Genomic DNA, 23343 nt, shown 5'->3' with positions numbered 1-23343 from the left:
TCCTCTTCCAGCAAACGATTGCGCAGGTTTACGCACCGCGAGTATGGCGGGGGTTCTGAAAATTTCTCAATAACCTATTCAAAAAGCAGCTATGTTATGTAAACAAATGAACACCTAGGTGCGGATTTTTGTAAATTTACAAACATCTTATGCTTCTTAAGAATTGAAATTAAAAGGTATTATTTGAAAACATGCCGGTGATCACCATGCAGGCAGTGCCGCTCTGCTCGGCAAGCAAGAAGTTGTTGCTAAATCTACAAGAAGTTGTTGCTAAATCTAAAGGAGAGCCCGGGCCGCATGATACAGCTCAGATGGTCACCGGGACGAGCTGACTTCCCCTGCAGATCAAGCCGTTTGAACCTGGATTCTCAAACCCGAAGCATCGTGCAAATCAAGAATTGTGACAAATTGAAAAACGGTTAATCCCTCCACGGCTGCATCGGTGAATACAGGTAACCGCCCGACCAACCGACGACCAAACAAGCGCAATAACCTTACAAAAAAGGCATAAACCACTACGCTTCGCCCCGTATTCCGCGAATAGGTCAAAGAAATAGTCCGCGGATTTTGTGCAGTTTGTTTACTGAAACGCGACGAATTGATCGTACATAATTAGGTTAATGATTTTTTAGATGAGTTTTAGACGATTATATAGAACTATAGGAATGTAAAGAATCGGTAGGAGGTTGCGCACTCTTATATTGCAAATGCGCGTTTATGTTTGTTCGAGTACAGGTTGTTATCTATGGTCCGGGGGAATGCTCAGAGCGCTGCGTGGTTACCAAACGCGCTTCATGCCAGAGCCATCATTAATTTCATTCATTGGAGCCAGGCAGGCGTCGTTCTTGATGCCGCGCTTGAAGGTATCGTCAAAGCATTTGGCGCCGATTGTGCTGTCATCAGCCGTGTGTGGCTGAACAAGGGGGCCCATCGTGTTGCCGCACGGGCTGACACACGGGATCCAAAATTCCAAAGACCATTGTTTCATTCTTTCGCCAACGACGCCCTCGGCCCGTTTCGGAACAAACCAAAACGCGCCTCGGTGTTTAGTCTGCGAGATGACGGGGCAGACCCCAGTGATATCTCCGCAGTTTTGTTGGATTGGATGTCGCACCGCAAGCTGGATGACATTCTGTTCATATGCCTGGACCATAACGGCGGCGAAATCGACTTTCTGGAACTTCATTTTGGGCAGAGTTCCGAACCCGGTTACCGCGAAGCCATTGAACAGGTGGCTCCGCAACTATCCGAGACCTATCAGGCCCGCCGAGCCGGACTGATCACTGAATCACTGTCTCGGCAATCAGTCACCGCACTCAGGAAATCATACAGTGAAGCACCTATTCTCAGCACCGAGAACCCAACGGGCCTGACCCGTGCCGAATGGCGTGTTTGCGTTCTTGTTTCACGCGGGCTGTCGCCCCAGTCCATTGGTGCCGAACTTGAGATCGGACCAGCGACAGTTCGCACGCATCTCAAGCATATCTATTCAAAAACGGCGCTGGACACCTTCCACATGCTGGCCCGGCGCTTGGTATCGGTAGAAGAGCGCGAGGCCCTTTTTGGGAAACCTGGCCAGGCACGTGCTTGATGCCTGAACTGGACTGGCAGTCCTGGCTGACATTGTGGGTATTCACACCGCTGTTCGTAATGATCGCCTGGACGGATTTCACCCAAATGCGCATCCCTAACCTGTACTGCCTGCTGGGCGGTGCAGTCGTGCTTGTGACCGCGCCGTTTCCGGATTGGAACCAACTGCTGCTGCGCCTTCTTGTGGCCGCAGCGTGTTTTGCGATTTGTTTCGGTCTGTTTGCTGCGGGTTGGCTTGGCGGCGGCGACGCCAAGATATTGCCAATCGTATTTGCCGCAATTCCGGTCCCGGTCGTATCGACCTATCTGCTAATACTGGCAGGCTGCATGGCAGCGGGGCTGATCGGAATGTCGCTGTTTCGGCGCTTCGCCCGACAAACTTCCCCGCATATTAAGTCGACCGCCCAGTCGCGCGAATTTCCTCTTGGAATCGCTATCGGATCATCCGGGGTGATCCTTGCAATCTGGTCGGCTACTGCGCTTTGGTTCTGACCATGTCAGCGTCTTAGGGGCCAAACGCATCCATATAACGGATCACGATCGGGGCCAGGATCAGCCCAGCGATTGCAGGCAGCATAAAACTGGCCATAACCGCCGACATTTGGACAGGCAACTTGTTGGCCTTTTCCTGTGCCCGCACCTCGCGCAGTTCACGCATTTCTTCGGCATAGGTGTTCAAAGCCGCAGCCAGGGGAACGCCAAACCGGGTCGATTGCAGCACAACGCTTACGAATGAGCTCATTTCCTCGATACCTGTTCGACGCGCCATACGCATCAGCGCGGTATCTCGGTCGCGCCCTGCCTGAATCTCGGAAAGCGCAATCAGCATCTCTTCGGACATTTCCGGCGCGACAAGCTGCATTTCAACCGCCACTTTCAGCAAGGCCTGATCAAAACCGAGGCCAGCCTCGATACCGATCTGAAGTAGATCCAGCATGTTCGGAAACGCATTTTCCATCAGGCGCTTGCGCTCTTTGATCCGGGCGCCCATCCATAACTGCGGTATGAGATACCCGATCCCGCACAATACGCCGACATTCCGGATAATCTCGAACGCGTTCAGGCTGGACGTATATTCCGCGATCCGCGCACCCAAGTTGTTTGCCGGTTGCCAGGACATCAGGAAGAGGAAGGCCAGCGGCAGGAACGTCGCCAGCCCCAAACGGATAAGATAGAAATTCACGATTGCGTTTTTGCTGCGAAATCCGGAACGCGCCAACACCTGCCCAACTTCGAAACGTACACTGGCATCGCTGGGTATCAGGGCCGCACTCAACCCTGTCGGCGCTTCGCCCTCGACTTTTTCAGGAACTGCCCGTGACAAAGCCTGACGTGGTCGGCTTGACACCATGCGCTCTGCGGCTGTGGACCGTTCGCTAAGCGAGGACGAGATACCAAGAAACGCTACGACCGCACCTATCAGCACACAACCCAGAACCAGGATCTGCGTTGATAATTCGCTATCAAAAATCGAACTCAAATACTCCATCGAATACGCCTCTTCAAATCCGGAAATTCACAAGCTTGAACATCACAATCGCGTTCAGGACGATGGTCACTGCGATAACGCTCATGACTGGCACAAAGGCCGGAGAGTCCGCGACATCGCCATAATATGTCGGCGTCATGATGGTCATGAACACGGCAATGCCAACGGGAATGGATGACAGGATATAAGCCGTCATGCGGCCTTCGGCCGAGATGGCCTTGACCTTGCGACGCAATGACATTCGCGCTCGGATCACGCGGGCCAGCGTGCGCAAGATGCCGGCCAGGTCACCACCTGTGCCGTGCTGCATCATCAGCGCAACAGCTAGATACTGGATATCTTCTTCATCGATGCGGTCAGCCATGCTTTTGATCGCAGTCGTCAGTTCTTCGCCATAAGAGACCTGATCAACGACCAGCCCAAACTCAGTTCCAATTGGGTCAGGCATTTCTTCGGCGACACTTTGTAAGGTTGTGTTCAGTGGGTGCCCCACCTTCAATCCACGGGACATCAGGTCCAGCGCATCGGGCAACTGCTTGATCAACGCCGCCTTGCGCTTGCGCAACGTCACCCCCAACGCAACCAGTGGCGCAATCAAGAAAACAAGGGCGCAGGTGGGGACCACTTTCAATGGATCAGCCACCATAGACCCACCAATGGCCGAGATCAGAAAGGCTGCGCCACAACCGGCCAGAAACATTTCGGGAACCATGTTCAGGCCCGAAACCTTCAACGCCAGAGGCAAATCCCCCACCAGCGGGAAACTCCGCAACAGTGGCTTGGCTTCCTGCGGTTTCAACAGGCTGAGGACATCCTCACCCGACTTCCCCTCGGACAGCATCTGAATTCGGCGGTTGATCGCCTCTTCGCGGTTTTCGCCACGCCGCATAAACTGACGCAGCCCTTCAAAAGCAATCAGCGCACCCAGGAAAACCGCAAGCGCCAGAACAAACCTGACATCGAACCCGGCAACTTCCATTTCCGGGCCGATCAGGTTGTTGATGTTCAGATTGGCCAGATATGACCTGATTTTCTCGAACATCCCGGACCTCCTTAGTTGAACTTGACGGTGGACAGGTCGACCCCGGCAGCCGCCAGTGCATCACTGGATTTTGGCCGAATTCCCGTGGGCATGAACCGGCCCAGAACCTTGCCGTCTTCATCCTTGCCTTCGCGCTTGAAAACAAAGATGTCCTGCATGGTGATGATGTCGCCTTCCATTCCAGTCACTTCCGAGATCGAAGTAACCCGGCGCGTCCCGTCTGACAGTCGGTTCAACTGAAGCACAAAGTGGATGGCCGAAGCGATGGTGGCCCGGATCGCCGAATGCGGCAGCTCCATCCCGCCCATCTGTACCATCTGTTCGACCCGAGACAGCGCATCGCGTGGACTGTTGGCATGAACGGTCGTCATCGAACCGTCATGGCCGGTATTCATCGCCTGCAGCATGTCGAAGGCCTCTGATCCGCGCACCTCGCCGACCACAATACGGTCAGGGCGCATCCGCAGCGCGTTGCGGACAAGATCACGCTGGGCCACAGCGCCGGTCCCGTCCAAACCGGCTGGGCGGGTCTCCATGCGGAGAACATGTTCCTGCTGCAGTTGCAGTTCAGCAGCGTCTTCGATGGTCACGACCCGTTCGTTGCCGCCGATATAGGAAGACAGGGCATTCAGCATTGTCGTTTTACCTGATCCGGTTCCTCCGGAAATCAGGACATTCATCTTTGCCTCGACCAGACCGCGCAACAACGCCGCAGCACTGTCATTCAATGCATCGTTCTTAACCAACCGCTCCATCGTCAGCGGTACGCGCGCGAATTTACGGATCGACAAGGCCGGCCCGTCCAGCGCGCAGGGCCGAATGATCGCGTTTACACGGCTGCCATCCTCAAGCCGCGCATCCACCCAGGGTTGGCGTTCATCAATACGACGGCCGACACGACTGACAATCTTGTCGATGATCCGAAGCAAATGACGTTCATCCCGAAAACGCGCCGAGGTTTTTTCCAGAATACCTGAACGTTCGACGAAAATCTGCTTGTGACCGTTCACCAGAATATCGTTGATCGAAGGGTCGGCCAGCAAAGGCTCCAGTGGCCCAAGCCCAAGCACCTCGTGCATCAGTTCTTCGACCAAAAGCTTGATTTCCTCAGACCGCATGGCCCGGCCCTCGGACCGCAACAGATCAGTTGCGTGTTTGCCGATTTCGCCCCGCAATGTGTCTTCTTCGACCTTGTCGATCACAGCCAGATTCAGCTTATCAAGCAACGAGTTGTGCATCCGGGCCTTGAGGTCGATACGGTCCATCTCGCGCTCGCGCTCCATGGCACGGCGTTCGGCGTTCTTGACCTCGATATCAGCAACATTTCCGTTCGGCTGTTTCGTGTCCAACGGCACAACTTTTGGGGATTGGGATGTTGTGCGACCCGTTCTGTCAAATTCACGAAACATTCTGCTTTACCTTTTACTTAACTGATCTTCACATCTTCGGACTTCGATTTACTGTTTGCCCACGCGTGGCGGCAGAGAAACTGTGGTTTCCTGCGCGATGCGGCGGATGGCCCGTGTCAGAGGCGCCCGGTTTGAGACCTCTTGCAGAGGTACGCCCCGATCCACGCATTCACGAACGGTTCGCTCATCCTTGGGGATCCAGTGGGCGAAATCCTGTTCCAACAGCTTTGCCGCTGCGCGGTGGTGCGCGGCCGGGATCAGGGGTTTCTTTTCCAGGCTCGCAACCAGCTGGATTTCCAAGGCCGGGTTTTCGGCGTGATAGAAATCCATCAATTTCCGCGCTGACCGGATCGAAGGCACTGCGACATCCGTTACCAAAAGCAGCCGGTCGGCTTGCGACAACACCGGCGTGATCCACTCGACCAGAGCTCGCGGCAGATCAATAATCACATAATCATGGCTGCGCTTAAGGCTGTCCAAAATGGCCGAGATCTGTTCTTCATTAATGGCACTGAGAGGACCAAAGCGCGACGGTGCAGCCAGAACATCAACCCCACAGGGGGACTTGGTCATGGCCTGTTCCAGAAAGGCGCCATCGGGAATGCTCTCATCCATCGCCATCCGCCACATGGCGTCACTTTCCTCAACATCCATCAGGGCGGCAATAGATCCGAACTGAAAATCCAAATCGACAACCGCGACTTCGTTGGCGGCTTTCTTCTTGAAGAACCCTTCCTTGGCCTGTAGCTCGTTGGCCAGATTGGCAGCGACGATAGACGATCCAACCCCACCACGGGATTTGGCCACGGCGATCACTTTGCCCAGGGTTGCCTGACCGCCCCACACGGCCGGCAACTGCGCCTGACGGCGGGCCCGGATTGCGTCCACCTGCGGCACAATTTCCTCGTCGATCCACTTTCTCGGAAGAACGTCGTCGACACCAAGCTTTTTCAGCTGGCGCGCCTTTTCCAAGGGCAGATCCTCGTGGGCCAACGCAATGATGATCGCATTTGGCATACGGGCATCACAGATTTTCCGTGCGGTTTGCAGTAGGTCCCCGGAATTCTCATCCACATCGAACAGAACAACATCATGCTCTGCAGTCAGCGAGATCGCAGAGCCGTTTACCCCCGCAACGGTGTCCTGACGACCGGTGAACCGGCAGTTCGCCTGCCCCCGCAACGAGCCTTCGATGGCCGAGTAAATCTGCTCGTCCGGTGAAATCAACAATACTGAAATCTGCTTGGCACTCATTATGTTTCTCCTTACTCACTCGCCCCGGCCGCCAGATCTTCGGCGGGAACCGATGTGCTCATCGCGGGAAGAGAAATACTGTTGGGGGTATTTGACGCAGGTGTTGTGCCGTTCGACGCAAGAGCGGCCAGACCGGCGATTGGCATCATGAAGTTAAAGTTTACGTTAACAAGTTCGGCGGTAACGACCGGCGTATATGGCCCCCCCAAAAATCCAAGGCGCGCGTCATGCGAATATCCGATCTGTACGTTGGCGGCAGTCGTTCCCGGTGGCAGCAACATGCGGATATCATTCCAGACACGTGCGCCGTAATCCGTCGCGGTATTCAACGGGCAAGGCGCAGGCAGGGCAGGCACGGCACAGACATTGCCACTGCGGCAGAGCACCCCAAATTTCGTACTTGTAGGAGCGCCGCTTGCCAGCGTGTGCTCGGTCGGCAACGCGCCGCAAAGCGGAGGCCCAAGAGTTGCCAGCCGGGATGCTTTTTGCATCGCCTTCTGCGCCATGGTAGTCGACCAGAACAACCGGCCATAATCCACAATGCCGAACATCAGCAACAGGAACAGTGGAATGACCATCCCCAATTCGACCAGGGCGGCGCCACGCTCCTGACGCCGGAAGGTCCGCAGGATATGCGACACCCGGGTCATACGCCGAACACCCGGCTCTGATCCGAAATCACCGTGTCAAGCGTGCTAACAGCCCCGCCGAACAGGCCCAGAACATTGCCCAGGATAAAATCAATCTGGATTTTCGCGGTCACTTCGACCACTGAGGTCGGGTCAATACGATAGCTGCCAGACCGCGATATGCAGGTCGGGGTTACATCCACCAGCGTTGTTCCGACCGGCAAATGCGCCCCACCGCCCAGTCGGTTGGCGACAATATCTGTGGCCATTGCATCATAGCTTGCGACGCCGCCCGCGCTGCATAGATCCAGCGGTGCGATGCGAGCGATCATGCGCGACGCATCCCGTACGCCGGCAGATGTCGCCTGATGTATCCAGGTGATCCGGCTGCCCTCGATGATCACAACAAAGAACAGCAAGATAACCGGCAGAACCATGGCGAACTCGACCATCGGCGCGCCAGACTCGCAGCGCTGAAAGCGTGAGAGGAAGCGACCCAGCGGCTTCATCGGTACAGCCTCACAACATCGCGGAAAATGCCATCAACGGCACTGCCGCCAACTCCGCCGCCAACCTGTTTGACCACCTCGACGAAGATGTCGAAATCCGAGCCTGTGGATTCTTCAAGCGGCTGAAACAGAAAGACTTTTACGAACTCCTTCACCGGCACATCGGTGGCCCGCCCGGAAACCGGGTTCGCGGTGCAGTCAATCGCTGCGGCGATAAATGTCCGGCGGTCGGGGTCGGTGCTGGGCTGGCTTGAACATTGGGCGCGGCCGGTCTCGTCCCGTCCGGTGACGATATCGCCTGACCCGGCCCGGCTGACCTCGTCCAGATATACCTGATACCGGGTGTTTCCTGTCGGTGCACCCTGCGCATGCGGTGTCAGCGTACCGTCCGGTCCAACGCCATAATTCATAAGGTTGTAAGCTGCTTGCCCTGACGTCCAGTTGCCATCGCCAAAACGGCTGCCATTGCAAAGACCACTCACCGGGTCAAAGCAATCATCCGGCGGCATTGGAATAGTATTGGTCGACAGGGTCGGATTGTTGTTCAAACATCCCCCACCAGTATGGTCCCAGCCCGAGATCACATTTGGGCCCGGTGCATAGTCTGGATCGTTCTTCAGTTGGTTCATGGTCGCCTGGAACATATCGAACCGCGAATTGTAGATCGCGCTGCCAATCCCGTTCCGCTGACCGGGTTCGGTGTCGACACCGCGCTGAGACACGCATTTGGTCAGGTTCCCATTCGCAGCAATGAGGCAGATATACAGCTTTGAACCAGTCAGACCGGCGCATGGCCCGTTTGGATTGATCCCGATATCCGTTGGATCCAGAAATCCGAAATTCCCCGGCCCCCAGGCCGAGTTGTTGCCGCCAGTACGCAATTTGATGGAAGCGCCGATATTGGCGCTGGAGGTCCAGCCCGACGGGATGCAGAACATCAACGGCGTTACGTCACAGGCATATGCTGAATACCCAGCGATCGAGACTGAATTCACCTCTCCGGACGGGCTGGCGACGCCCAGCAAGCTGGCCAGCGATCGGCCAAAAGGCAGGAAAACAGTCCGTGGTGTCGCGGTCACCTCGACCAAGACAGCACGCGCCGGGTCTGTCGTCACAAAGGGCGTAACCGAGTCGTTATCGTCTGGGTCTGCCCCCGGAGTAGGCAATCCGGTCAGAAAACGAAGCGAAAAATCCGCAGAAGTTCCAAGGCTTTGGCTGCCATCAGCGAAAAACTGTTCGTCGTCGATCATGCCGGATGCCGCAGCTGTTGCACGTGTAATGGCGTCAGCATTGCCATCCAGCTCTCCTGCGGCGGCAAGCGCCACGTGGTCGGTATAGGCTTGCATGTCAGTTTGGGTAGAGGCGATACGCCCCAGATCAAAAGTCAGTGCAGCCATTCCGATCATGACGACCATGAACATGCCGACAAAAACCAGAATTGTGCCGTCTTCTTTGTCCCTGATTTTGCGTAGCGAAGTCATATCAACCTCCCTCGAAAGACCAACCTGACCTCAGTTCACCGGCTCAGTTGTTGCACTGGTGTTCCCAAAGACCTGAATTTCCTGAACGTCGGTTGCCCCACGGCGAACTTTCACAATCGGCCTGGGCGTGCCCTCTTCTAGCGGTGATTTTTCAAGGAGGATGTCGCTGAGGCGAACCGCTTCCAGCGGCTTATCCTCTTCTGTTTGCAGAGACCGCAGAGACAGGCTGAGCTGCCCGGCCTTCTGCGCCAGAGCCAACTTCTGACCTTCATCCGGGGTGACCTCGATCGTAACCGTGCGGGCAATGCCCGGTTGGTCAAGCTCTTCATCCGCAGTTTGGTCCACGCCGATGACCCGGATATTCTGCAGGATCGTCACTGCACGCAGTGTATCATTGGTGCCGCGGGTCAGAACAATGTCGACAAAGTCGCCAGGCGTAACAAATCCGCCTACCCCTGTCTGCGCGTCGACATTGATCGCCATCGCGCGGTTATTCTCACCAATCGTCTGAACGATTGTCACTTTTTCACCAAAATCGGAAACTTTAGAGGTCAAAAGAATTTCGCCCTGCGCCAAAGCGCGCTTGGCCCGGCGAGGTTCTATGCCGGCGGCAGGCAGGACATCATCAAAGCTTGTAAAAACACCTGCAGGCACAGATGCAGTAGGCCAATCAATGGTCGTCAGCTTGTGCCCTTCGATCGGCGTTCCGAACGCGATATCTTCGGCCACGGCCACAACACGAACTATGGTTGGTTCACCCGCTGACTGATTCCTTCGGATCTGATCCTGCGCCAGAATGACTGCGCCACCCGCCAAACCTATTCCCAGGAAAGTCATCAAAAATGATTTAATACGCATGGTATCCTCCAATTCCCGGGAAAACTCAGGATAATTACTTAATTGGGCCTGAATGGCCAAACAGACCGCTTATGCAAATCAAAGGTGGCCTGGTAGGAAACTGACGCCCCACGCTTGCGAATGGGAAGTCAGGTTTTTTTCACTTGGGAAATTGGCGCGCAGCTTAAGGCGTTGTCCGCTGGGCTGCCGAGTTTGCATCACTAAAGTTGCTGCTGGTCGTGCCAGCCAAATTGGTCAGAATTGTCCCGCCGACGACAATCGCAACAAACAGCGCGATGCCATATTCAACCAGGGTGGCGCCACTCTCGTCTTTGCGTAGCTTCAGAAATACTTTGCGAATTCCATTCAACATTACTTGAACTCCAGACTGTTTTACCAAAGTGCGAAATCCCGCACTGACACGAGGAACACACCCCCGTTAACTAAATCGTTACTGATGAGGCGGTGCCGAAACCTCCCCACAAACGAAAAGAAATTCCCGCTTAGGGCGAATTTTCGATCATTTTGGGCGGAAATGTGTCAAATCGCGGACCGATTTACGGTGCGCGACGGCAGATTTACCTGATCTCCCGTCAGAAAGAATCGATTGGTGAGAAGCTGCTCGGGGTCAATAAACCGGGCCCCGCGTCAAACGAGCAATCATTTGCAACCGATTGCAGCCACCAGACTAACTGGCTTAGTATCACGACATGAAAATGTCTGTCATCCCACCTTTCTTCTGCAGGTACGAAACATGAGCGTCACCCTAAAAGACGTCGCAGCTCTGGCCGGGGTGTCGCGCTCTGCCGTGTCGCGCACCTTTACCGAGGGTGCCTCGGTTTCGGCAAAAACCCGAAGCAAGGTGGAAAAGGCCGCGGCGGAACTGGGTTACAGCCCAAACGCCCTGGCCTCGTCCCTGACCACGGGGCGGACAAAACTGATTGGGTTGATCTCGAACAACTTTCACAACCCGATTTTCCTTGAAGTCTTCGATCAATTCACGCGCGCCTTGCAGGAACGCGGTTTGCGCCCGTTGATCGTGAACCTGACCGATGAGACCGAGCCTGCCAATTCCGTTCGGATGCTGCGCCAGTATTCTGTTGACGCTGCCATCGTGGCCTCTTCGACCCTGCCGCCAAGTTTCGCCAAGGCGTTTCACGATGCCGGTGTTCCGGTTGTGCATACGTTCGGGCGCTCGGCGACCTCACCAGAGGTACATGTCGTCGGGATCGACAATGTCGAATGTGGTCGCATGGCAGCCCGCGAGCTGCAGGCGCGGGGCTATCGGCGTGTTGGATATCTGGGCGGGCCAAAGGATGCGACCTCGGCCATGGATCGCTATCAGGGCTTTATGGAAGAGGCCGAAAAGCACCCTGGTCTTGAGGTCACATACTCTTTCGCCGGGGCCTATTCATTTGAGGCGGGGCGCGCGGAAATGCTGGATCTGCTAAAGGGTCAACCAGCCGAAAGCTATTTCTGCGGCGATGACATTCTGTCCGTCGGTGCGCTGTCCGCCCTGTCGGATCACGGGCTTAAACCGGGCAAGGATATCGGGATCATCGGCCTGAATGACATGGAGATGTCGCGTTGGGAAAGCGTAAATCTGACAACCATCCACCAACCGATCAAGCAAATCATCACCTCGTCTGTGGATCTGGTGGAAGAAATGCTGAAAGACCCCGAGCGTTATCCCGAGGCCCGCATTTTCCCCTGCCGCGTAGTCGAAAGGGGCACGCTGCGCCCCCGCGCCTAGTCAGCGGAACATAGGGGGGCGCGCATCCTTCCAGGCTCCGTCTTCATTGCCCGACGCAACGGCAGCATGGACCGCTGCGATAGACCGCACCCCATCCGCTGCGCCTGGCAACCCGTCGCGGGTTTCGCCACGAATGGCATCGGCCAGATCGCAATAGATGTTGGCCACAGCCAAGGGAAACCCTTCAGGATGTGCGATGGCCACCCGCGACAGGCGCTGGGCGTCCTCGTACAAGCCACCTTCGCCCTTTTCAATGATCTGTGTGCGGCCGCCGACCGGTGTATAGAGCAACTGGTTGGGCTGTTCCGAGGTCCAGCGCAGACCGCCGGTTTCACCGAAGACCTGAATGTCGAACCCATGTTGGCGCCCGATCGCAACGGACGAAGTCCACAAGCGCCCGACGGTGCCACGCTCTGTCCGGAAGTTGACCATGGCATCATCCTCCAGCACGCGGCTTGAGATGGTCGAGGCCATGTCGGCGGACAGCGACGTGACCTCATCATCGCAAATGAAGCTGGCCATATGCAGCGCGTGTATACCGCAATCCGCGAACTGCCCCGAGACACCGGCCATCGCCGGATCATACCGCCAGCGCACGCGTGGATTGTCGGCGTCAGAGGCATCCCCGTGGTGGCCGTGGCTGAAATTCGTCACGACCAGACGCACCTTGCCGATATCCCCGACTCTCACCATTGCACGTGCCTGGCGCACCATCGGATAAGCCGAATAGCAATAATTCACGGCGCATAGCTTGCCCGATGCTTCGGCGATGCGCACGATCTCTTCGCCTTCTTCCACGGTCATCGTCATCGGCTTTTCGCACAGAACGTTAAAACCCGATTCGAGATAGGCCTTGGCAATTTCAAAATGGGTCGAGTTCGGTGTCGCGATGGTAACCAGATCGATGCGGTCGCTACGGTCTTTTTCACCGGCTAGCATCTCTTGCCAGTCGCCATAGGCGCGATCAGTTGCAACGCCCAGACGCCGTGCATATTCACGTCCCACGTCGGGGCGGTGGTCCAACGCTCCGGCAGCGAACTCAAACAGCCCATCGGCCTGTGCGCCAAGGCGGTGCGCAGGGCCAATCTGGCTGCCTTCACCGCCACCGATCATGCCCCATTTCAGCTTTGTCATGGTCTTAGTCTCTCTTTGGAAATTGGGTGGTGAGTTTTCAGAAATCGCTGATATCTGTCCATTGCCGCCCGTCTGACGATGCCAATGCAGCCGCCAGAACGCGGTTCACCTCGTGCCCATCGCGGAAGGTGGGCCAGGTATTCTGTCCAGAATGGATGGCCTGCAGGAAATCCTTGGCCTCGATAATGATCTGATCCTGATATCCTGTGCCGTGGCCAGGGCCCTGGCAAAAGGGCTCGTAATCCGGATGCGCGGGGCCGGTCAGGATCTTGGTGAACCCGCGCGTGGCCTCGGGGCCTTCGCGGCGATACAGCCACAGGGCGTTCTGATCCTCTTGATCGAACCGGATCGCACCTTTGGTACCCGAGATCTCATAGGCGTAACCCATCTTGCGACCCGTTGCGACGCGGCTGAAATAAAGGTTTCCCATGACCCCGTTTTCAAAACGACACATCATCTGCGCGTGATCATCATTGGTAACTTCGCCGCCGGGGCGATGCCGGTGCACCGTCTCCACATCGGCCATAACCTGAGTGATCGGCCCGATCAGCGCCAACGCACCATTCACCATATGCGGAGCAAGATCGCCGATGGTTCCGTTGGCCATTCCCGTAGTGCGCCAGGTTGCTGGGGCCTCGGGGTCGGCATAGAAATCCTCGGTATGTTCGCCACGGAACCATGTGACCTGACCGATTTCCCCTTCAGCAATAAGCTGACGCGCATATTGGCTGGCGGGGGTGCGGATATAGTTGAACCCAACCATGTTGATTGCACCTGTGGCCTCGGCTGCCGCCACCATCGCGCGGCTGTCGTCCAATGACGCCCCCAAGGGTTTTTCGCACAGCACCGGTTTACCAAGGGCAAACGCCGCCTCAGCGATTTGACGGTGTGTCGACTGAGGTGAGGCGATCACAATGGCCTCGACCTTTGGATCCTCGACCAACATGCGCCAGTCATCGGTGGCGCGCTGGAACCCGTAGGCGGCGCGATAGACTTCCGCGCTTGCAGATGTCGAGGCACAGATCACCTCAAGTCGCGGGCGCAGCGCGGTGTCGAACACCGCACCTACCGCTGACATCGCGACGGAGTGGGCCTTGCCCATATAGCCGCCGCCAACAATTCCAATTCCGATTTCAGGCATCTGCCGCGGCCTCGCACATATCATTTGCAACCGGTTGCAAAATCAGTATCGTGTGAATCGATTCAACGCAAGGATCAACACACCTTGCCGACCCTTTTCGCCGGAGGAAATGACGTGACCGCTTTGATGGACGGTATCAAAGAAAACCGCTTTGGCGTCTTGGGTCGTGCGGGCATGGACCTGTTTGCCGATCCCATCGGTGAGAAAAGTGAGGATGCCGACGCGTTCCGGGCCGATCTGGGCGGTTCATCGGCAAATATATGTGTGGGTCTGGTCAAGCTGGGCAGTCAAGCGTCGCTGATCACCTCGGTATCTGACGACGCGGTCGCGCGGTTCTGCCTGAACCGGCTGGCGCATTACGGCGTCGATACGTCCAACATACGGGTTGTAAGGGGCGAATACCGCATGTCGCTGGCAATCTACGAAAGCCGGACAGAAGATTTCCAGAATGTCATCTACCGCAATGGCGCAGTCGATTTCCAAGTCACCGAAGAGGATATGGACCAGGTCGATTTCAGCTCCTTCTCGGCTGTGATCTCGGCCGGAACCGTCTTTGCGGCCGAGCCTTCGCGCAGCGCCACATTCCGGGCCATCGACATGGCCCGTAAGGCCGGTGTGCCCGTAATATTTGACATAGACTATCGCCCTTACAGTTGGCCCTCACCCGAAGTCGCGTCCGAGGTCCTGTCCCGCGCCGGTGACGCCAGTGATCTGATCGTAGGCAATGACGAAGAATTCGGTTTCATGGCGGGCGGGATAAACAAAGGGTTTGCCAAGGCGCAGGAACTGGCGGCCAAACCAGGCCGCGTGGTGATCTATAAAATGGGTGAAAAAGGCGCCATCACGCTGATGGACGGGCAGGAATTTCAGACAGGCATCTATCCGGTGACTGCCGTCAAGCCGAATGGCGCAGGTGACAGTTTCATGGCCGGGTTACTGGCCTCGGTTGCAGCGGGGTACTCGCTGAAGGACGCGGTGATGCGCGGTTCGGCCTGCGCCTCGATCGTCGTGTCTCAACCCGGCTGCGCGCCCGCTATGCCGACCACCGAACAGCTGGACACGTTTCTGGCCACCCATCCCGGCCCCACGGCATAGGAGATCCCAATGCATATCGCCCCCTATGAGAACCTGAACAAACCCATCGTGGATGCCGATGACCCAATGGTGCCCCTGAACTATTTCAACATCGTCAAACTGAAACAGGGCGAGGCGTTCGAATATCAAGTGCCGGGATATGAGACCTGCATCGTCCCGGCCACAGGTACGGTCGATGTGGATGTCGAAGGCGTGCAATTTGCCAAGCTGGGCAACCGAGGAGAGGATGTCTGGGATGGAGAGCCAGAGGGCGTTTATGCACCCGTTGGCGCCAAGGTGCAGATCGTCTGCGCCTCGGATCATTCCGAAGTCTTCATCGCAGGCGCCAGATACGACAAGGTTCTGGACCCGTTCGATGTCCGCCAGCATGATCTGGTACAATACGGCAGCGACGACACCAAAACCCACCGCAAGATCAAGCACATCCTGGGCCAGAAACAGCATGACAAGGTGGGCCGTCTGCTGGTGAGTGAGTTGTTCACCGTGGGTCAGGGGGGATGGTCGGGGTTTCCCAGCCACAAACACGATACCAACCGGTTGCCGGATGAAACCCGCCATGACGAGACCTATAATTTCCGTTTCAAACCCAACTGGGGCTCGGGCCTGCAGATGCTGCAGCGCGAGGATAACGAACCGGGCGACGCCTATCATATCATGGACGGATCGACCGTCTGTATCGACAAGGGTTATCACCCCTGCTGCGTCCTGCCGGGGTATGAGATGTACTATTTCACGATCCTCGGCGGCCTGACCCAACGCTCGCTGGTCCAGTATTTCCAGCCCACCCATGCCTATCAGATCGAAACCATACCGGGCATCAAAGACATGATTGCAAAATTCAAATGACCCTCGCCACACTGAAAGACGTTCTGCAACCTGCCTATGATCAAGGCTATGCCGTCGGTGGTCTGGTGACCCTGGGCTGGGAAGACATGCGCGCTTATGTGGCCGCTGCCGAAGCTGAGAACGCGCCCGTGATCCTGCAGGCCGGTCCCAGTTGTCGCGAGCACACACCCCTGCCCATTCTGGGCAAGATGTTCCGCTATCTGGCCGAAAACGCCTCTGTCCCCGTCGTCGCCCACCTGGACCATGGGTACACGTTCGAGGACTGCAAAATCGCGTTGGACAGCGGCTTTACCTCGCTGATGTTCGACGGGTCGCGCAAGCCATTGCAGAAAAACATCGATGAGACCGCGGCCATTGCCGAAATGGCCCATGCGGCAGGGATTTCATGCGAGGGAGAGATCGGCTTTGTGGGGTATTCCGGTGGCGAAGGCTCAAATGGTACCGACCCCGAGGAAGCCGCGAAGTTTGCACGCGAAAGCGGCGTCGACGCGATGGCGATTTCGGTTGGCAATGTTCACTTGCAGCAAAACAAAGAAGGTGGCCTGGATGAGGCGCGTATCGCCGAAATCGATGCCGTGACCGAAGTGCCTTTGGTCATTCATGGCGGGTCCGGTGTGCCGGTAGAGCAGCGTATGAAGCTGGCGCGCGAGACCTCGATCTGCAAGTTCAATATCGGGACCGAACTGCGCATGGCCTTCGGCACAGCGATGCGAGAGGCCGTCAACCGCGATCCGGACAGGTTCGACCGCGTCACCATCCTGAAGGAAACCCACAACCCGGTCGAGGCCGCCGCCCGCACCGTGATCCGAGCCTTCGGCGCCCCCCCGCAGCGCTAGGGCGTCACGTTACCATTCGGCCGGGAGCCCATCGCGGATCTGGTTCTCAAGCATATAGCTGCCGTGAGAGGCAATCTCGACCAGGTTTTCAGATGTGAATCTGGCTAATGGGATCGGAAGGTTTTGAGGCGCCGGGCCCGCGATGACTCGCCCAGCCGAGTCAAACCGTCCACCGTGAACTGGGCAATTTATCCAGCTTTTCTCATTCCCAACCGGGGGCTTTGATGGGAGCGTGACTACAGCTAAATGGGTGCAAACGGGACGGTAGACAAACCATCTGCCCTCTTTGTCGAGTGTCCGATTTTCATCCGAGGCCAAAGCATCGCCCGGCAAATTGGCATTTCTTGAAAGTGGGTCAATCAAATCTGACATCGGTATCGCACGCGCCTGATCAATTTCAATTTGGGTGCGATACCGAATGGCAATCGGCAGTCCATCTAGTTTCAATTCGATCTGCTGGCCGGGGATCATTCCGTCGACATTGACCCTGATCGTTTCCTTCGGATGGTTTCGTCGGTATTTTTGACTCCATGTCTGAGCGTCTGCTGCCAATGGCGACGTTATTGCTGACGCGGATGCCACCCCGGCGACCAGAAAATCTCTGCGTGTGATCTTCGACATCTACAATACACTAAAGCTATCCAGCTTCGAATGCACTCTGAAACATGTTGATGAAAAGGGGTTTCTGTTCGTTCACTCTGAACTTCTCCTCAGATCGAGCCCCCTTCGACCATGAAGTTCCCCGCGCTGCACATCGCGGCGTCGTCCGAGGCCAGAAACAGCACCATTCTGGCGACATAGACCGGGTCAATCGGGTCCGGCAGGCATTGACGATCCAATTGCTTGGCCAGCGCTTCGGGGGTCACCCATAGCTCTTTTTGCCTGTCTGTCATGATCCAGCCCGGAACCACCGTGTTCACCCGGATGCGATGGTCGCCCAGCTCGCGCGCCATGGTGCGGGTCAGGCCGTGGACGGCTGATTTGGCGGTGGCATAGGCCGGGAATCCCGCCCCGCATTCCCACCAGGAATTCGAGCCCAGGTTGACGATGGCCCCCTTGCCCTTAGCGATCATGCCCGGGGCCACCGATTGGATGGCAAAGAACATATGGCGGATATTGGTGGCCATTCGGTCATCCCAATATCCCGGCGTCACTTCGCGCCAGTCGTGGCGTTCGTCATGTGCGGCGTTGTTAACCAGAATATCCGCTTCGCCCAGCACGGCGACCAGCCGCCCGAATGCCTCTTGCAGCGCATCGATGTCGCGCAAATCGCATTGGGCAAAGGCATGCTGCCCGTCCAGCTCCGCCAACAGCGCTTGGCCCGCATCTGCGTTCAGATCAACAAACCCGACCCTGGCCCCCTGGGCGGCAAAGGCGCGAACCGTTTCGGCGCCGATCCCCCCGGCCCCGCCGGTGATAAAGACTGTTTTTCCCGCAAGACCCGGGTAGTTGGCGAAATTCGTGCTCATGCGTCGCGCTCCATGATCCATTCTACTTCGGGGGCGGCTACAAAGCGCCATTTCCGCAATGGACCGGCCATGACGTTCAGGTAGTACATCTCAAACCCATATGGTGCGCCACAGGGATGATGCCCCCGAGGCACAAGCACGACATCACCATCCGACACGGCCATAGCCTCGTCCAGATCACCATCATCGGTATAGACCCGTTGGATGCCAAACCCGTTCGAGGGGTTCAGACGGTGATAATAGGTCTCTTCCAGATAGGTAATGCGGGGATAGTCATCCTCATCATGGCGGTGGCTGGGGTAGGAGGACCAATGACCGTTGGGCGTGAAGACCTCGGTCACCAGCAGGCTGTCGGCGACGTCTTCGGCCTCCATCGCGATATTGTTGATATAGCGCGTATTCACACCCTTTCCACGCTCGGTCAGCGTGATGCCATCCGGCCCGATCCGACGCGCCGGATGGCCGCCGTTGCCGGGGGCCGAACACACGGCCACAACACAATCGGTTTCCGCCACAGCCTGCCAATCGGTTCCGTTGGGCAGGTACAGACAATGCGGCGGCGTCTTTTCAAAGACATCCATGCGGTCACCCAGCACACCCCAATCCTGCCCGGCCCCGGTGATATGCGCCTTGCCCTCGACCATGACCAGGATGACCTCATTGTCACCGGTTTCTTCGGTCGCCTTGTCACCTGCGCGTAGGTGGTAAAGACCGAACCCGACATAGCGCCATCCCGCAGAGGCAGGGGTGATGTCATGCACCTTGCCATCGGGGCCGCGTGGTTTCCTGAGCAGGTTGGCCATGGGGCCTCCTTTCTGGGCGCGCCGGCCCGGTTCGTAACGTCAGGCGGATTGTCGGGTTTTCAACGCCGAAAGTGCCGAGGTCAGTTGCTCTGGCGTCCATTCTTCGGCGACCGCACGCCGCAAGATATCCGCCTGGCTTTCCGGAGCATTACCGCCAATCGGGGGATCTGTGTCCAGATTTGTCGGAAACGGATAGCCTTCGGCAGTCGCCGCGATGGCCGCGTCCAGCTCGGACCCAGTCAGCTCGCCGCTTCGCTTCAAGGCCACCAGTGACGGCAGTACGGCCAGCGCCATGGACCGGCGGTCGATGGCCTCCATCGCACGACCAAAAGCGGATGAGATCTGCAACAAGTTCGCCATACGGTCGATATCCGTGCTGCGGTTCTCGCCGGCCGAGTGGAACAGCGCGGGGTTGAAGAATACCGCGTCGCCTTTGTTCAACGGCACCTGAACATAGCTCTTCTCAAAGTGGTCCCTGTGCGCGGGGTCGTGAAAGCCAATATATCCGGCTGGATATAGCTGTGAAAACGGCAACAGTTTGGTGGGCCCGCTTTCCACCGGCATGTCACAATGTGCCACTGCCCCCTGCAAGGTCAGCGCCGCCGTCAGCAGATGTGCATGCACAGGGTACCGTGCAGCGCTTTCAGCGGTCTGAAAGCCCAGATGGTAGTCCCTATGCGCCTGCTGTGCCTTGCCGCTGGGGCGGACCTGATTGACCTGAGCCGTGACCTGATAGTTCGGCCCCAGCCATGCCTCGCAGGCGGTGGCAACAGCAGCGTTGCCGAAGTATTTTGAGAAACCTTCCGGATCGCGCAGGCAGTGCTTTTGCAGCGCATTCCAGATCCGGTCATTCGCACCCGAGGCGGCAAAATGATCACCCTCGCCTTCGCCGCTTTGGCGTTCCTCGTCGATGATCTGCCGAAAAACCTCGGTCGCCCGGTCGATCACCGACAGATCCTGATAGGCCCCTTTCAGCGCGATCACCCCGGCGGATTGGTTCAGCACATGGCCCCATTCCGCCATCAAAGCGCGCCGTTGCCCTGTATCTTCCAGCGCGGGACGCAGGGCATTCATGTCATAGACGGGGACGTTCTTTTCGATCATCGCGGCCTGCGGAACCATGTCCGAGGTCAGTTTCCGAGAGGTCAACACCTTGAATTCGTCCAGATCACAGGATTCCCGGTCAAAATACCCGACATATCCAATTCTTTGACTTACCATGATTTTCTCCTTCTTCATGGCCTTGGTGTTGCCCCTTGGGACGGTTTGTTAGTTGGTGATCTCCAATCTTGCCTGAGCGCAGACATCGACAATGTGGTCGTAGCCCATCTTGGAATACTCTTGGGGTGGGGCCTTGGCGGGGTCCTGTTCGGCCTCGACCACGATCCAGCCGCTATAACCCATAGATTTCAACGCATTCGCCACGGCTTGAAAATCAATGCAACCATCGCCAGGCACAGTGAACGCTCCCGCGACGACAGCATCCAGGAAGCTGCGGTTGTTTTCGCGCACATCCTGTACGACCGCCGGACGGATATCCTTGAAATGGACGTGATGCACCCGGTCACCCCACCGATTGAGGGTCGCCATCACGTTGCCGCCACCAAACAGCAAGTGGCCGGTATCAAAGCACAAGCCGACCTCGGGGCCCGACCCTTCCATCAACCAGTTCACATCCTCTTCGCTTTCGATAATCGTGCCCATGTGGTGGTGATAGGCCATCGGCATGCCCTGATCAGCCATCCATTTGGCCAGCTCGGTGATTTTGGCGGCATAGGCCAACACCTCATCCCGGGACAGTTTCACCCGGTCATTAACCGCGACCCCGATCTGCCCCTGCACGGTGTTCGAACATTCGGCATAGACGATGCACGGGCTGTTGAGCGCTACGAATTGTTCGACCTGCGCTCGCACGGCCTCGCGCTCGGCGGCAAAATCGTTAACCAGAGAAGCCCCAGAACACCAACCGCCACACAGGGCGATATCATTGGTGTCGAGATAGGCGCGCAGACCTTCGGTATCGCCGGGCATCCGCTGACCGCGTTCGACGCCGGTATAGCCGATCTCGCGCGCCTCTTTCAGGGCCTGTTCCATCGTGTAAGCCGCGGTCAGGTCCGGCAGATCATCATTCTGCCATGCAATCGGAGAGATGCCGATCTTCACGCTCATTTCGTGTTTCTTTCTTTGATGGCAACCTCATAGGCTGCGCGCTTTTCATTCACTTCCGGGCGGATGCTGACCTCGGGCACGGCCACTTCCCACCAGGTGCCGCCATATTCGGTCGACGGGTACGGATCGGTGTCTATGACGACCACATAGGGGCCGGTGACTTCGCCACGTTTGGCCAATGCCTGCTCCAGCTCAACGATCGAGCCCACCTTGACCGAAGTCGCCCCCATCGCCGCCGCATGCGCAGCGAAGTCTATGGCCGAGGGCGTTTCGTGCACCGCATGATCCAGCAGATTGTTAAACTCGGCCCCGCCGGTGCCCATTTGCAGGCGGTTGATGCAGCCAAATCCACGATTGTCGGTCACGACGACAGTAAAGGAGATGCCCATCATCGCTGCCGTCGCCATTTCGGAGTTCGCCATCATATAGGTGCCGTCACCGGTAAAGCAGATGACGTCGCGATCAGGCTGGGCCATCTTGATGCCCATTGCACCGGCGATTTCATAGCCCATGCAACTGAATCCGTATTCCATGTGATAGGCACCTGGGCGGGGCGCTTTCCACAGCTTGTGCAGCTCACCTGGCATCGTGCCCGCGGCGCACATGACTACCGTGTTATTGTCCGAGGCGCGTTGCACTGCACCCACCACCTGCATATCCGTAGGCAACGCGTTTCCATCACCGGGCGCGTCGGTCAGTGCATCCACCTTGCCAAACCAATCTGCCTTCACCGTGTCCGCCACCGGGTCGGCCCGGTAGCCGTGCAAGGCTTCGCCAAGTTCCTCTAACCCGACACGCGCATCGCTTTGCAGCGGCATTGCGCCGTGTTTTTCGGCGTCATAGGCGGCTGTGTTCAGGCAGATCATCTCGCGGTTCGGATTGGAAAACAGCCCCCAGGACCCGGTGGTAAAGTCCTGCAACCGCGTCCCAACAGCAAGCACCAGATCGGCCTCGGCGCAGGTGGCGTTGGCCGGTTCGCCACCGGTTACACCAACCGGGCCAAGGTTCAACGGATGATCCCAAGCCAGCGCCGATTTCCCGGCTTGCGTCTCGGTGATCGGGATATTGTGGGATTCCACAAAGCTCTGCAGCACATCCGTCGCTCCGGAGTAATGCACGCCACCTCCGGAAACGATAACGGGACGTTTGGCTGATCTGATCGCAGCCACCGCACGGGCCAACTCCGCCTCATCCGGGCGAATGCGGCGCTGATACCAGACCCTCGGCTCGAAGAAACTCTCGGGATAGTCATAGGCTTCAGCCTGAACATCCTGGCAAAAGGCCAACGTCACAGGCCCGCAATCGGCCGGATCGGTCATGGTGCGAAAGGCGCGGGGCAAGGCCGTCAACAGATGTTCAGGCCGCGAGATGCGATCATAGTACCGGCTGACCGGGCGAAAACAGTCATTGGCGCTAACCGTACCATCACCAAAGCTTTCGATCTGTTGCAACACAGGGTCAGGCCCGCGGGTGGCAAACACATCGCCGGGGATAATCAGAACCGGCAACCTATTCACATGCGCCAACGCCGCCGCGGTGACCATATTGGTGGCCCCTGGTCCAATGGATGAGGTCACCGCCATCGCCCGCGTCCGCCGCGTCTGCTTGGCATAGGCAATCGCGCAATGTGCCATTGTCTGTTCATTTTGCCCGCGATAGGTTGGCAGGCTGTCTTTCGCGCCGTGCAGCGCCTCGCCCAGCCCGGCCACATTGCCATGGCCAAAAATGGCCCAGACACCGGCGATAAAGGGCTCGCCAGCTTCGTTCATCTGCGCGCCCAGATAGCGCACCAAAGCTTGCGCTGCGGTCAGTCGGACTGTGTTGCCCATAGTGATACCTTTCAACACAAGGCCATCT

23 protein-coding genes are annotated in these 23343 nt (G+C 57.3%); 6 read left to right on the top strand and 17 right to left on the bottom strand.

Going from position 1 to position 23343, the window contains the following annotated elements; genetic code table 11:
* Positions 1-745 precede the first annotated feature (745 nt).
* Together AC2FHX_RS07190 and AC2FHX_RS07185 are read left to right on the top strand one after the other, a co-directional pair.
* On the top strand, positions 746-1591 hold the full coding sequence (locus tag AC2FHX_RS07190) for a helix-turn-helix transcriptional regulator (protein ID WP_246097200.1): 846 nt from the start codon (positions 746-748) through the stop codon (positions 1589-1591).
* Positions 1591-2082, top strand: coding sequence for an A24 family peptidase (locus tag AC2FHX_RS07185; RefSeq protein WP_496700767.1), 492 nt, complete (start codon positions 1591-1593; stop codon positions 2080-2082). Before AC2FHX_RS07190 ends, AC2FHX_RS07185 begins: the two co-directional genes overlap by 1 nt.
* Positions 2083-2095: 13 nt before the next feature.
* Here the strand turns inward: AC2FHX_RS07185 and AC2FHX_RS07180 are convergent, their stop codons facing one another.
* The 9 genes from AC2FHX_RS07180 to AC2FHX_RS07140 form a co-directional block, all read right to left on the bottom strand.
* A complete protein-coding gene (locus AC2FHX_RS07180; protein ID WP_142635745.1) occupies positions 2096-3079 on the bottom strand; it encodes a type II secretion system F family protein in 984 nt (327 codons plus the stop codon).
* Positions 3080-3092: 13 nt separating this feature from the next.
* Positions 3093-4121: a type II secretion system F family protein gene (locus AC2FHX_RS07175; protein ID WP_142635743.1), complete on the bottom strand. Its 1029-nt coding sequence runs from the start codon at positions 4119-4121 to the stop codon at positions 3093-3095.
* Between the two features lie 11 nt (positions 4122-4132).
* Positions 4133-5530 (bottom strand): TadA family conjugal transfer-associated ATPase, encoded by a 1398-nt coding sequence (locus AC2FHX_RS07170; protein ID WP_142635741.1) that lies wholly within the window; start codon positions 5528-5530, stop codon positions 4133-4135.
* Between the two features lie 48 nt (positions 5531-5578).
* On the bottom strand, positions 5579-6784 hold the full coding sequence (locus AC2FHX_RS07165; protein WP_142635739.1) for a CpaE/TadZ family protein: 1206 nt from the start codon (positions 6782-6784) through the stop codon (positions 5579-5581).
* Positions 6785-6795: 11 nt separating this feature from the next.
* Complete coding sequence (locus AC2FHX_RS07160) at positions 6796-7434, bottom strand: TadE/TadG family type IV pilus assembly protein (protein WP_142635737.1); 639 nt, start codon at positions 7432-7434, stop codon at positions 6796-6798.
* Positions 7431-7922, bottom strand: coding sequence for a TadE/TadG family type IV pilus assembly protein (locus AC2FHX_RS07155; RefSeq protein ID WP_271948250.1), 492 nt, complete (start codon positions 7920-7922; stop codon positions 7431-7433). The genes AC2FHX_RS07160 and AC2FHX_RS07155 overlap by 4 nt, the downstream gene beginning before the upstream one ends.
* Positions 7919-9403: a pilus assembly protein TadG-related protein gene (locus AC2FHX_RS07150; RefSeq protein ID WP_142635733.1), complete on the bottom strand. Its 1485-nt coding sequence runs from the start codon at positions 9401-9403 to the stop codon at positions 7919-7921. Before AC2FHX_RS07150 ends, AC2FHX_RS07155 begins: the two co-directional genes overlap by 4 nt.
* 30 nt (positions 9404-9433) lie before the next feature.
* On the bottom strand, positions 9434-10261 hold the full coding sequence (gene cpaB, locus AC2FHX_RS07145; RefSeq protein WP_142635731.1) for a Flp pilus assembly protein CpaB: 828 nt from the start codon (positions 10259-10261) through the stop codon (positions 9434-9436).
* Between the two features lie 163 nt (positions 10262-10424).
* On the bottom strand, positions 10425-10613 hold the full coding sequence (locus AC2FHX_RS07140; RefSeq protein ID WP_281972471.1) for a Flp family type IVb pilin: 189 nt from the start codon (positions 10611-10613) through the stop codon (positions 10425-10427).
* Positions 10614-10994: 381 nt separating this feature from the next.
* Between AC2FHX_RS07140 and AC2FHX_RS07135 the strand changes: the two genes are divergently transcribed.
* Positions 10995-11993 (top strand): LacI family DNA-binding transcriptional regulator, encoded by a 999-nt coding sequence (locus tag AC2FHX_RS07135; protein WP_281972472.1) that lies wholly within the window; start codon positions 10995-10997, stop codon positions 11991-11993.
* Here AC2FHX_RS07135 and AC2FHX_RS07130 read toward each other — a convergent pair whose 3' ends face one another.
* Entirely contained in the window at positions 11994-13127 is a 1134-nt protein-coding gene (locus AC2FHX_RS07130) for a Gfo/Idh/MocA family protein (RefSeq protein WP_496700771.1), read from the bottom strand. It abuts the gene before it with no gap.
* Between the two features lie 37 nt (positions 13128-13164).
* The gene (locus AC2FHX_RS07125; RefSeq protein ID WP_281972473.1) at positions 13165-14268 is read right to left on the bottom strand and encodes a Gfo/Idh/MocA family protein; all 1104 of its coding nucleotides are present in this window, start codon (positions 14266-14268) and stop codon (positions 13165-13167) included.
* A 126-nt stretch (positions 14269-14394) separates the two neighbouring features.
* Between AC2FHX_RS07125 and iolC the strand changes: the two genes are divergently transcribed.
* Genes iolC through AC2FHX_RS07110 form a run of 3 tightly spaced genes read left to right on the top strand, consistent with a single transcriptional unit; the run spans position 14395 to position 17045 of the window.
* A complete protein-coding gene (gene iolC / locus AC2FHX_RS07120; RefSeq protein WP_496701045.1) occupies positions 14395-15363 on the top strand; it encodes a 5-dehydro-2-deoxygluconokinase in 969 nt (322 codons plus the stop codon).
* Positions 15364-15372: 9 nt separating this feature from the next.
* Entirely contained in the window at positions 15373-16209 is an 837-nt protein-coding gene (locus AC2FHX_RS07115) for a 5-deoxy-glucuronate isomerase (RefSeq protein WP_496700773.1), read from the top strand.
* Entirely contained in the window at positions 16206-17045 is an 840-nt protein-coding gene (locus AC2FHX_RS07110) for a class II fructose-bisphosphate aldolase (protein ID WP_496700775.1), read from the top strand. The genes AC2FHX_RS07115 and AC2FHX_RS07110 overlap by 4 nt, the downstream gene beginning before the upstream one ends.
* 9 nt (positions 17046-17054) lie before the next feature.
* On the opposite strand, the gene petA is transcribed toward AC2FHX_RS07110, so the two are convergent.
* The 6 genes from petA to iolD form a co-directional block, all read right to left on the bottom strand.
* Positions 17055-17666: a ubiquinol-cytochrome c reductase iron-sulfur subunit gene (gene petA, locus AC2FHX_RS07105; RefSeq protein ID WP_496700777.1), complete on the bottom strand. Its 612-nt coding sequence runs from the start codon at positions 17664-17666 to the stop codon at positions 17055-17057.
* Between the two features lie 89 nt (positions 17667-17755).
* Positions 17756-18514: an SDR family NAD(P)-dependent oxidoreductase gene (locus AC2FHX_RS07100; protein ID WP_496700779.1), complete on the bottom strand. Its 759-nt coding sequence runs from the start codon at positions 18512-18514 to the stop codon at positions 17756-17758.
* Positions 18511-19317 (bottom strand): 5-deoxy-glucuronate isomerase, encoded by an 807-nt coding sequence (gene iolB, locus AC2FHX_RS07095; RefSeq protein ID WP_496700781.1) that lies wholly within the window; start codon positions 19315-19317, stop codon positions 18511-18513. Before iolB ends, AC2FHX_RS07100 begins: the two co-directional genes overlap by 4 nt.
* Before the next feature lie 39 nt (positions 19318-19356).
* Positions 19357-20538, bottom strand: a complete 1182-nt coding sequence (locus AC2FHX_RS07090) for a phytanoyl-CoA dioxygenase family protein (protein WP_496700782.1) — start codon at positions 20536-20538, stop codon at positions 19357-19359.
* 48 nt (positions 20539-20586) lie between these two features.
* A complete protein-coding gene (gene iolE / locus AC2FHX_RS07085) occupies positions 20587-21486 on the bottom strand; it encodes a myo-inosose-2 dehydratase (RefSeq protein ID WP_496700784.1) in 900 nt (299 codons plus the stop codon).
* Positions 21483-23315 carry a 3D-(3,5/4)-trihydroxycyclohexane-1,2-dione acylhydrolase (decyclizing) gene (gene iolD / locus AC2FHX_RS07080; protein WP_496700786.1) on the bottom strand — a complete coding sequence of 611 codons (1833 nt, stop codon included), beginning with the start codon at positions 23313-23315 and terminating at the stop codon, positions 21483-21485. Before iolD ends, iolE begins: the two co-directional genes overlap by 4 nt.
* Positions 23316-23343 lie beyond the last annotated feature (28 nt).

Source organism: Ruegeria sp. CDSC042, from assembly GCF_059610745.1.
This window is presented reverse-complemented; position numbering and strand designations above follow the sequence as displayed.

Coding starts and splice junctions, on each gene's coding strand:
- iolC (WP_496701045.1), top strand. CDS start 14,395: ATGGACGGTATCAAAGAAAACCGCTTTGGCGTCTTGGGTCGTGCGGGC.
- AC2FHX_RS07185 (WP_496700767.1), top strand. CDS start 1,591: ATGCCTGAACTGGACTGGCAGTCCTGGCTGACATTGTGGGTATTCACA.
- AC2FHX_RS07130 (WP_496700771.1), bottom strand. CDS start 13,127: ATGACAAAGCTGAAATGGGGCATGATCGGTGGCGGTGAAGGCAGCCAG.
- AC2FHX_RS07150 (WP_142635733.1), bottom strand. CDS start 9,403: ATGACTTCGCTACGCAAAATCAGGGACAAAGAAGACGGCACAATTCTG.
- AC2FHX_RS07165 (WP_142635739.1), bottom strand. CDS start 6,784: ATGAGTGCCAAGCAGATTTCAGTATTGTTGATTTCACCGGACGAGCAG.
- AC2FHX_RS07125 (WP_281972473.1), bottom strand. CDS start 14,268: ATGCCTGAAATCGGAATTGGAATTGTTGGCGGCGGCTATATGGGCAAG.
- AC2FHX_RS07190 (WP_246097200.1), top strand. CDS start 746: ATGGTCCGGGGGAATGCTCAGAGCGCTGCGTGGTTACCAAACGCGCTT.
- AC2FHX_RS07135 (WP_281972472.1), top strand. CDS start 10,995: ATGAGCGTCACCCTAAAAGACGTCGCAGCTCTGGCCGGGGTGTCGCGC.
- AC2FHX_RS07115 (WP_496700773.1), top strand. CDS start 15,373: ATGCATATCGCCCCCTATGAGAACCTGAACAAACCCATCGTGGATGCC.
- iolE (WP_496700784.1), bottom strand. CDS start 21,486: ATGAGCGTGAAGATCGGCATCTCTCCGATTGCATGGCAGAATGATGAT.
- AC2FHX_RS07180 (WP_142635745.1), bottom strand. CDS start 3,079: ATGGAGTATTTGAGTTCGATTTTTGATAGCGAATTATCAACGCAGATC.
- AC2FHX_RS07160 (WP_142635737.1), bottom strand. CDS start 7,434: ATGACCCGGGTGTCGCATATCCTGCGGACCTTCCGGCGTCAGGAGCGT.
- AC2FHX_RS07170 (WP_142635741.1), bottom strand. CDS start 5,530: ATGTTTCGTGAATTTGACAGAACGGGTCGCACAACATCCCAATCCCCA.
- iolB (WP_496700781.1), bottom strand. CDS start 19,317: ATGGCCAACCTGCTCAGGAAACCACGCGGCCCCGATGGCAAGGTGCAT.
- AC2FHX_RS07110 (WP_496700775.1), top strand. CDS start 16,206: ATGACCCTCGCCACACTGAAAGACGTTCTGCAACCTGCCTATGATCAA.
- petA (WP_496700777.1), bottom strand. CDS start 17,666: ATGTCGAAGATCACACGCAGAGATTTTCTGGTCGCCGGGGTGGCATCC.
- AC2FHX_RS07175 (WP_142635743.1), bottom strand. CDS start 4,121: ATGTTCGAGAAAATCAGGTCATATCTGGCCAATCTGAACATCAACAAC.
- AC2FHX_RS07155 (WP_271948250.1), bottom strand. CDS start 7,922: ATGAAGCCGCTGGGTCGCTTCCTCTCACGCTTTCAGCGCTGCGAGTCT.
- iolD (WP_496700786.1), bottom strand. CDS start 23,315: ATGGGCAACACAGTCCGACTGACCGCAGCGCAAGCTTTGGTGCGCTAT.
- AC2FHX_RS07100 (WP_496700779.1), bottom strand. CDS start 18,514: ATGAGCACGAATTTCGCCAACTACCCGGGTCTTGCGGGAAAAACAGTC.
- AC2FHX_RS07140 (WP_281972471.1), bottom strand. CDS start 10,613: ATGTTGAATGGAATTCGCAAAGTATTTCTGAAGCTACGCAAAGACGAG.
- AC2FHX_RS07090 (WP_496700782.1), bottom strand. CDS start 20,538: ATGGTAAGTCAAAGAATTGGATATGTCGGGTATTTTGACCGGGAATCC.
- cpaB (WP_142635731.1), bottom strand. CDS start 10,261: ATGCGTATTAAATCATTTTTGATGACTTTCCTGGGAATAGGTTTGGCG.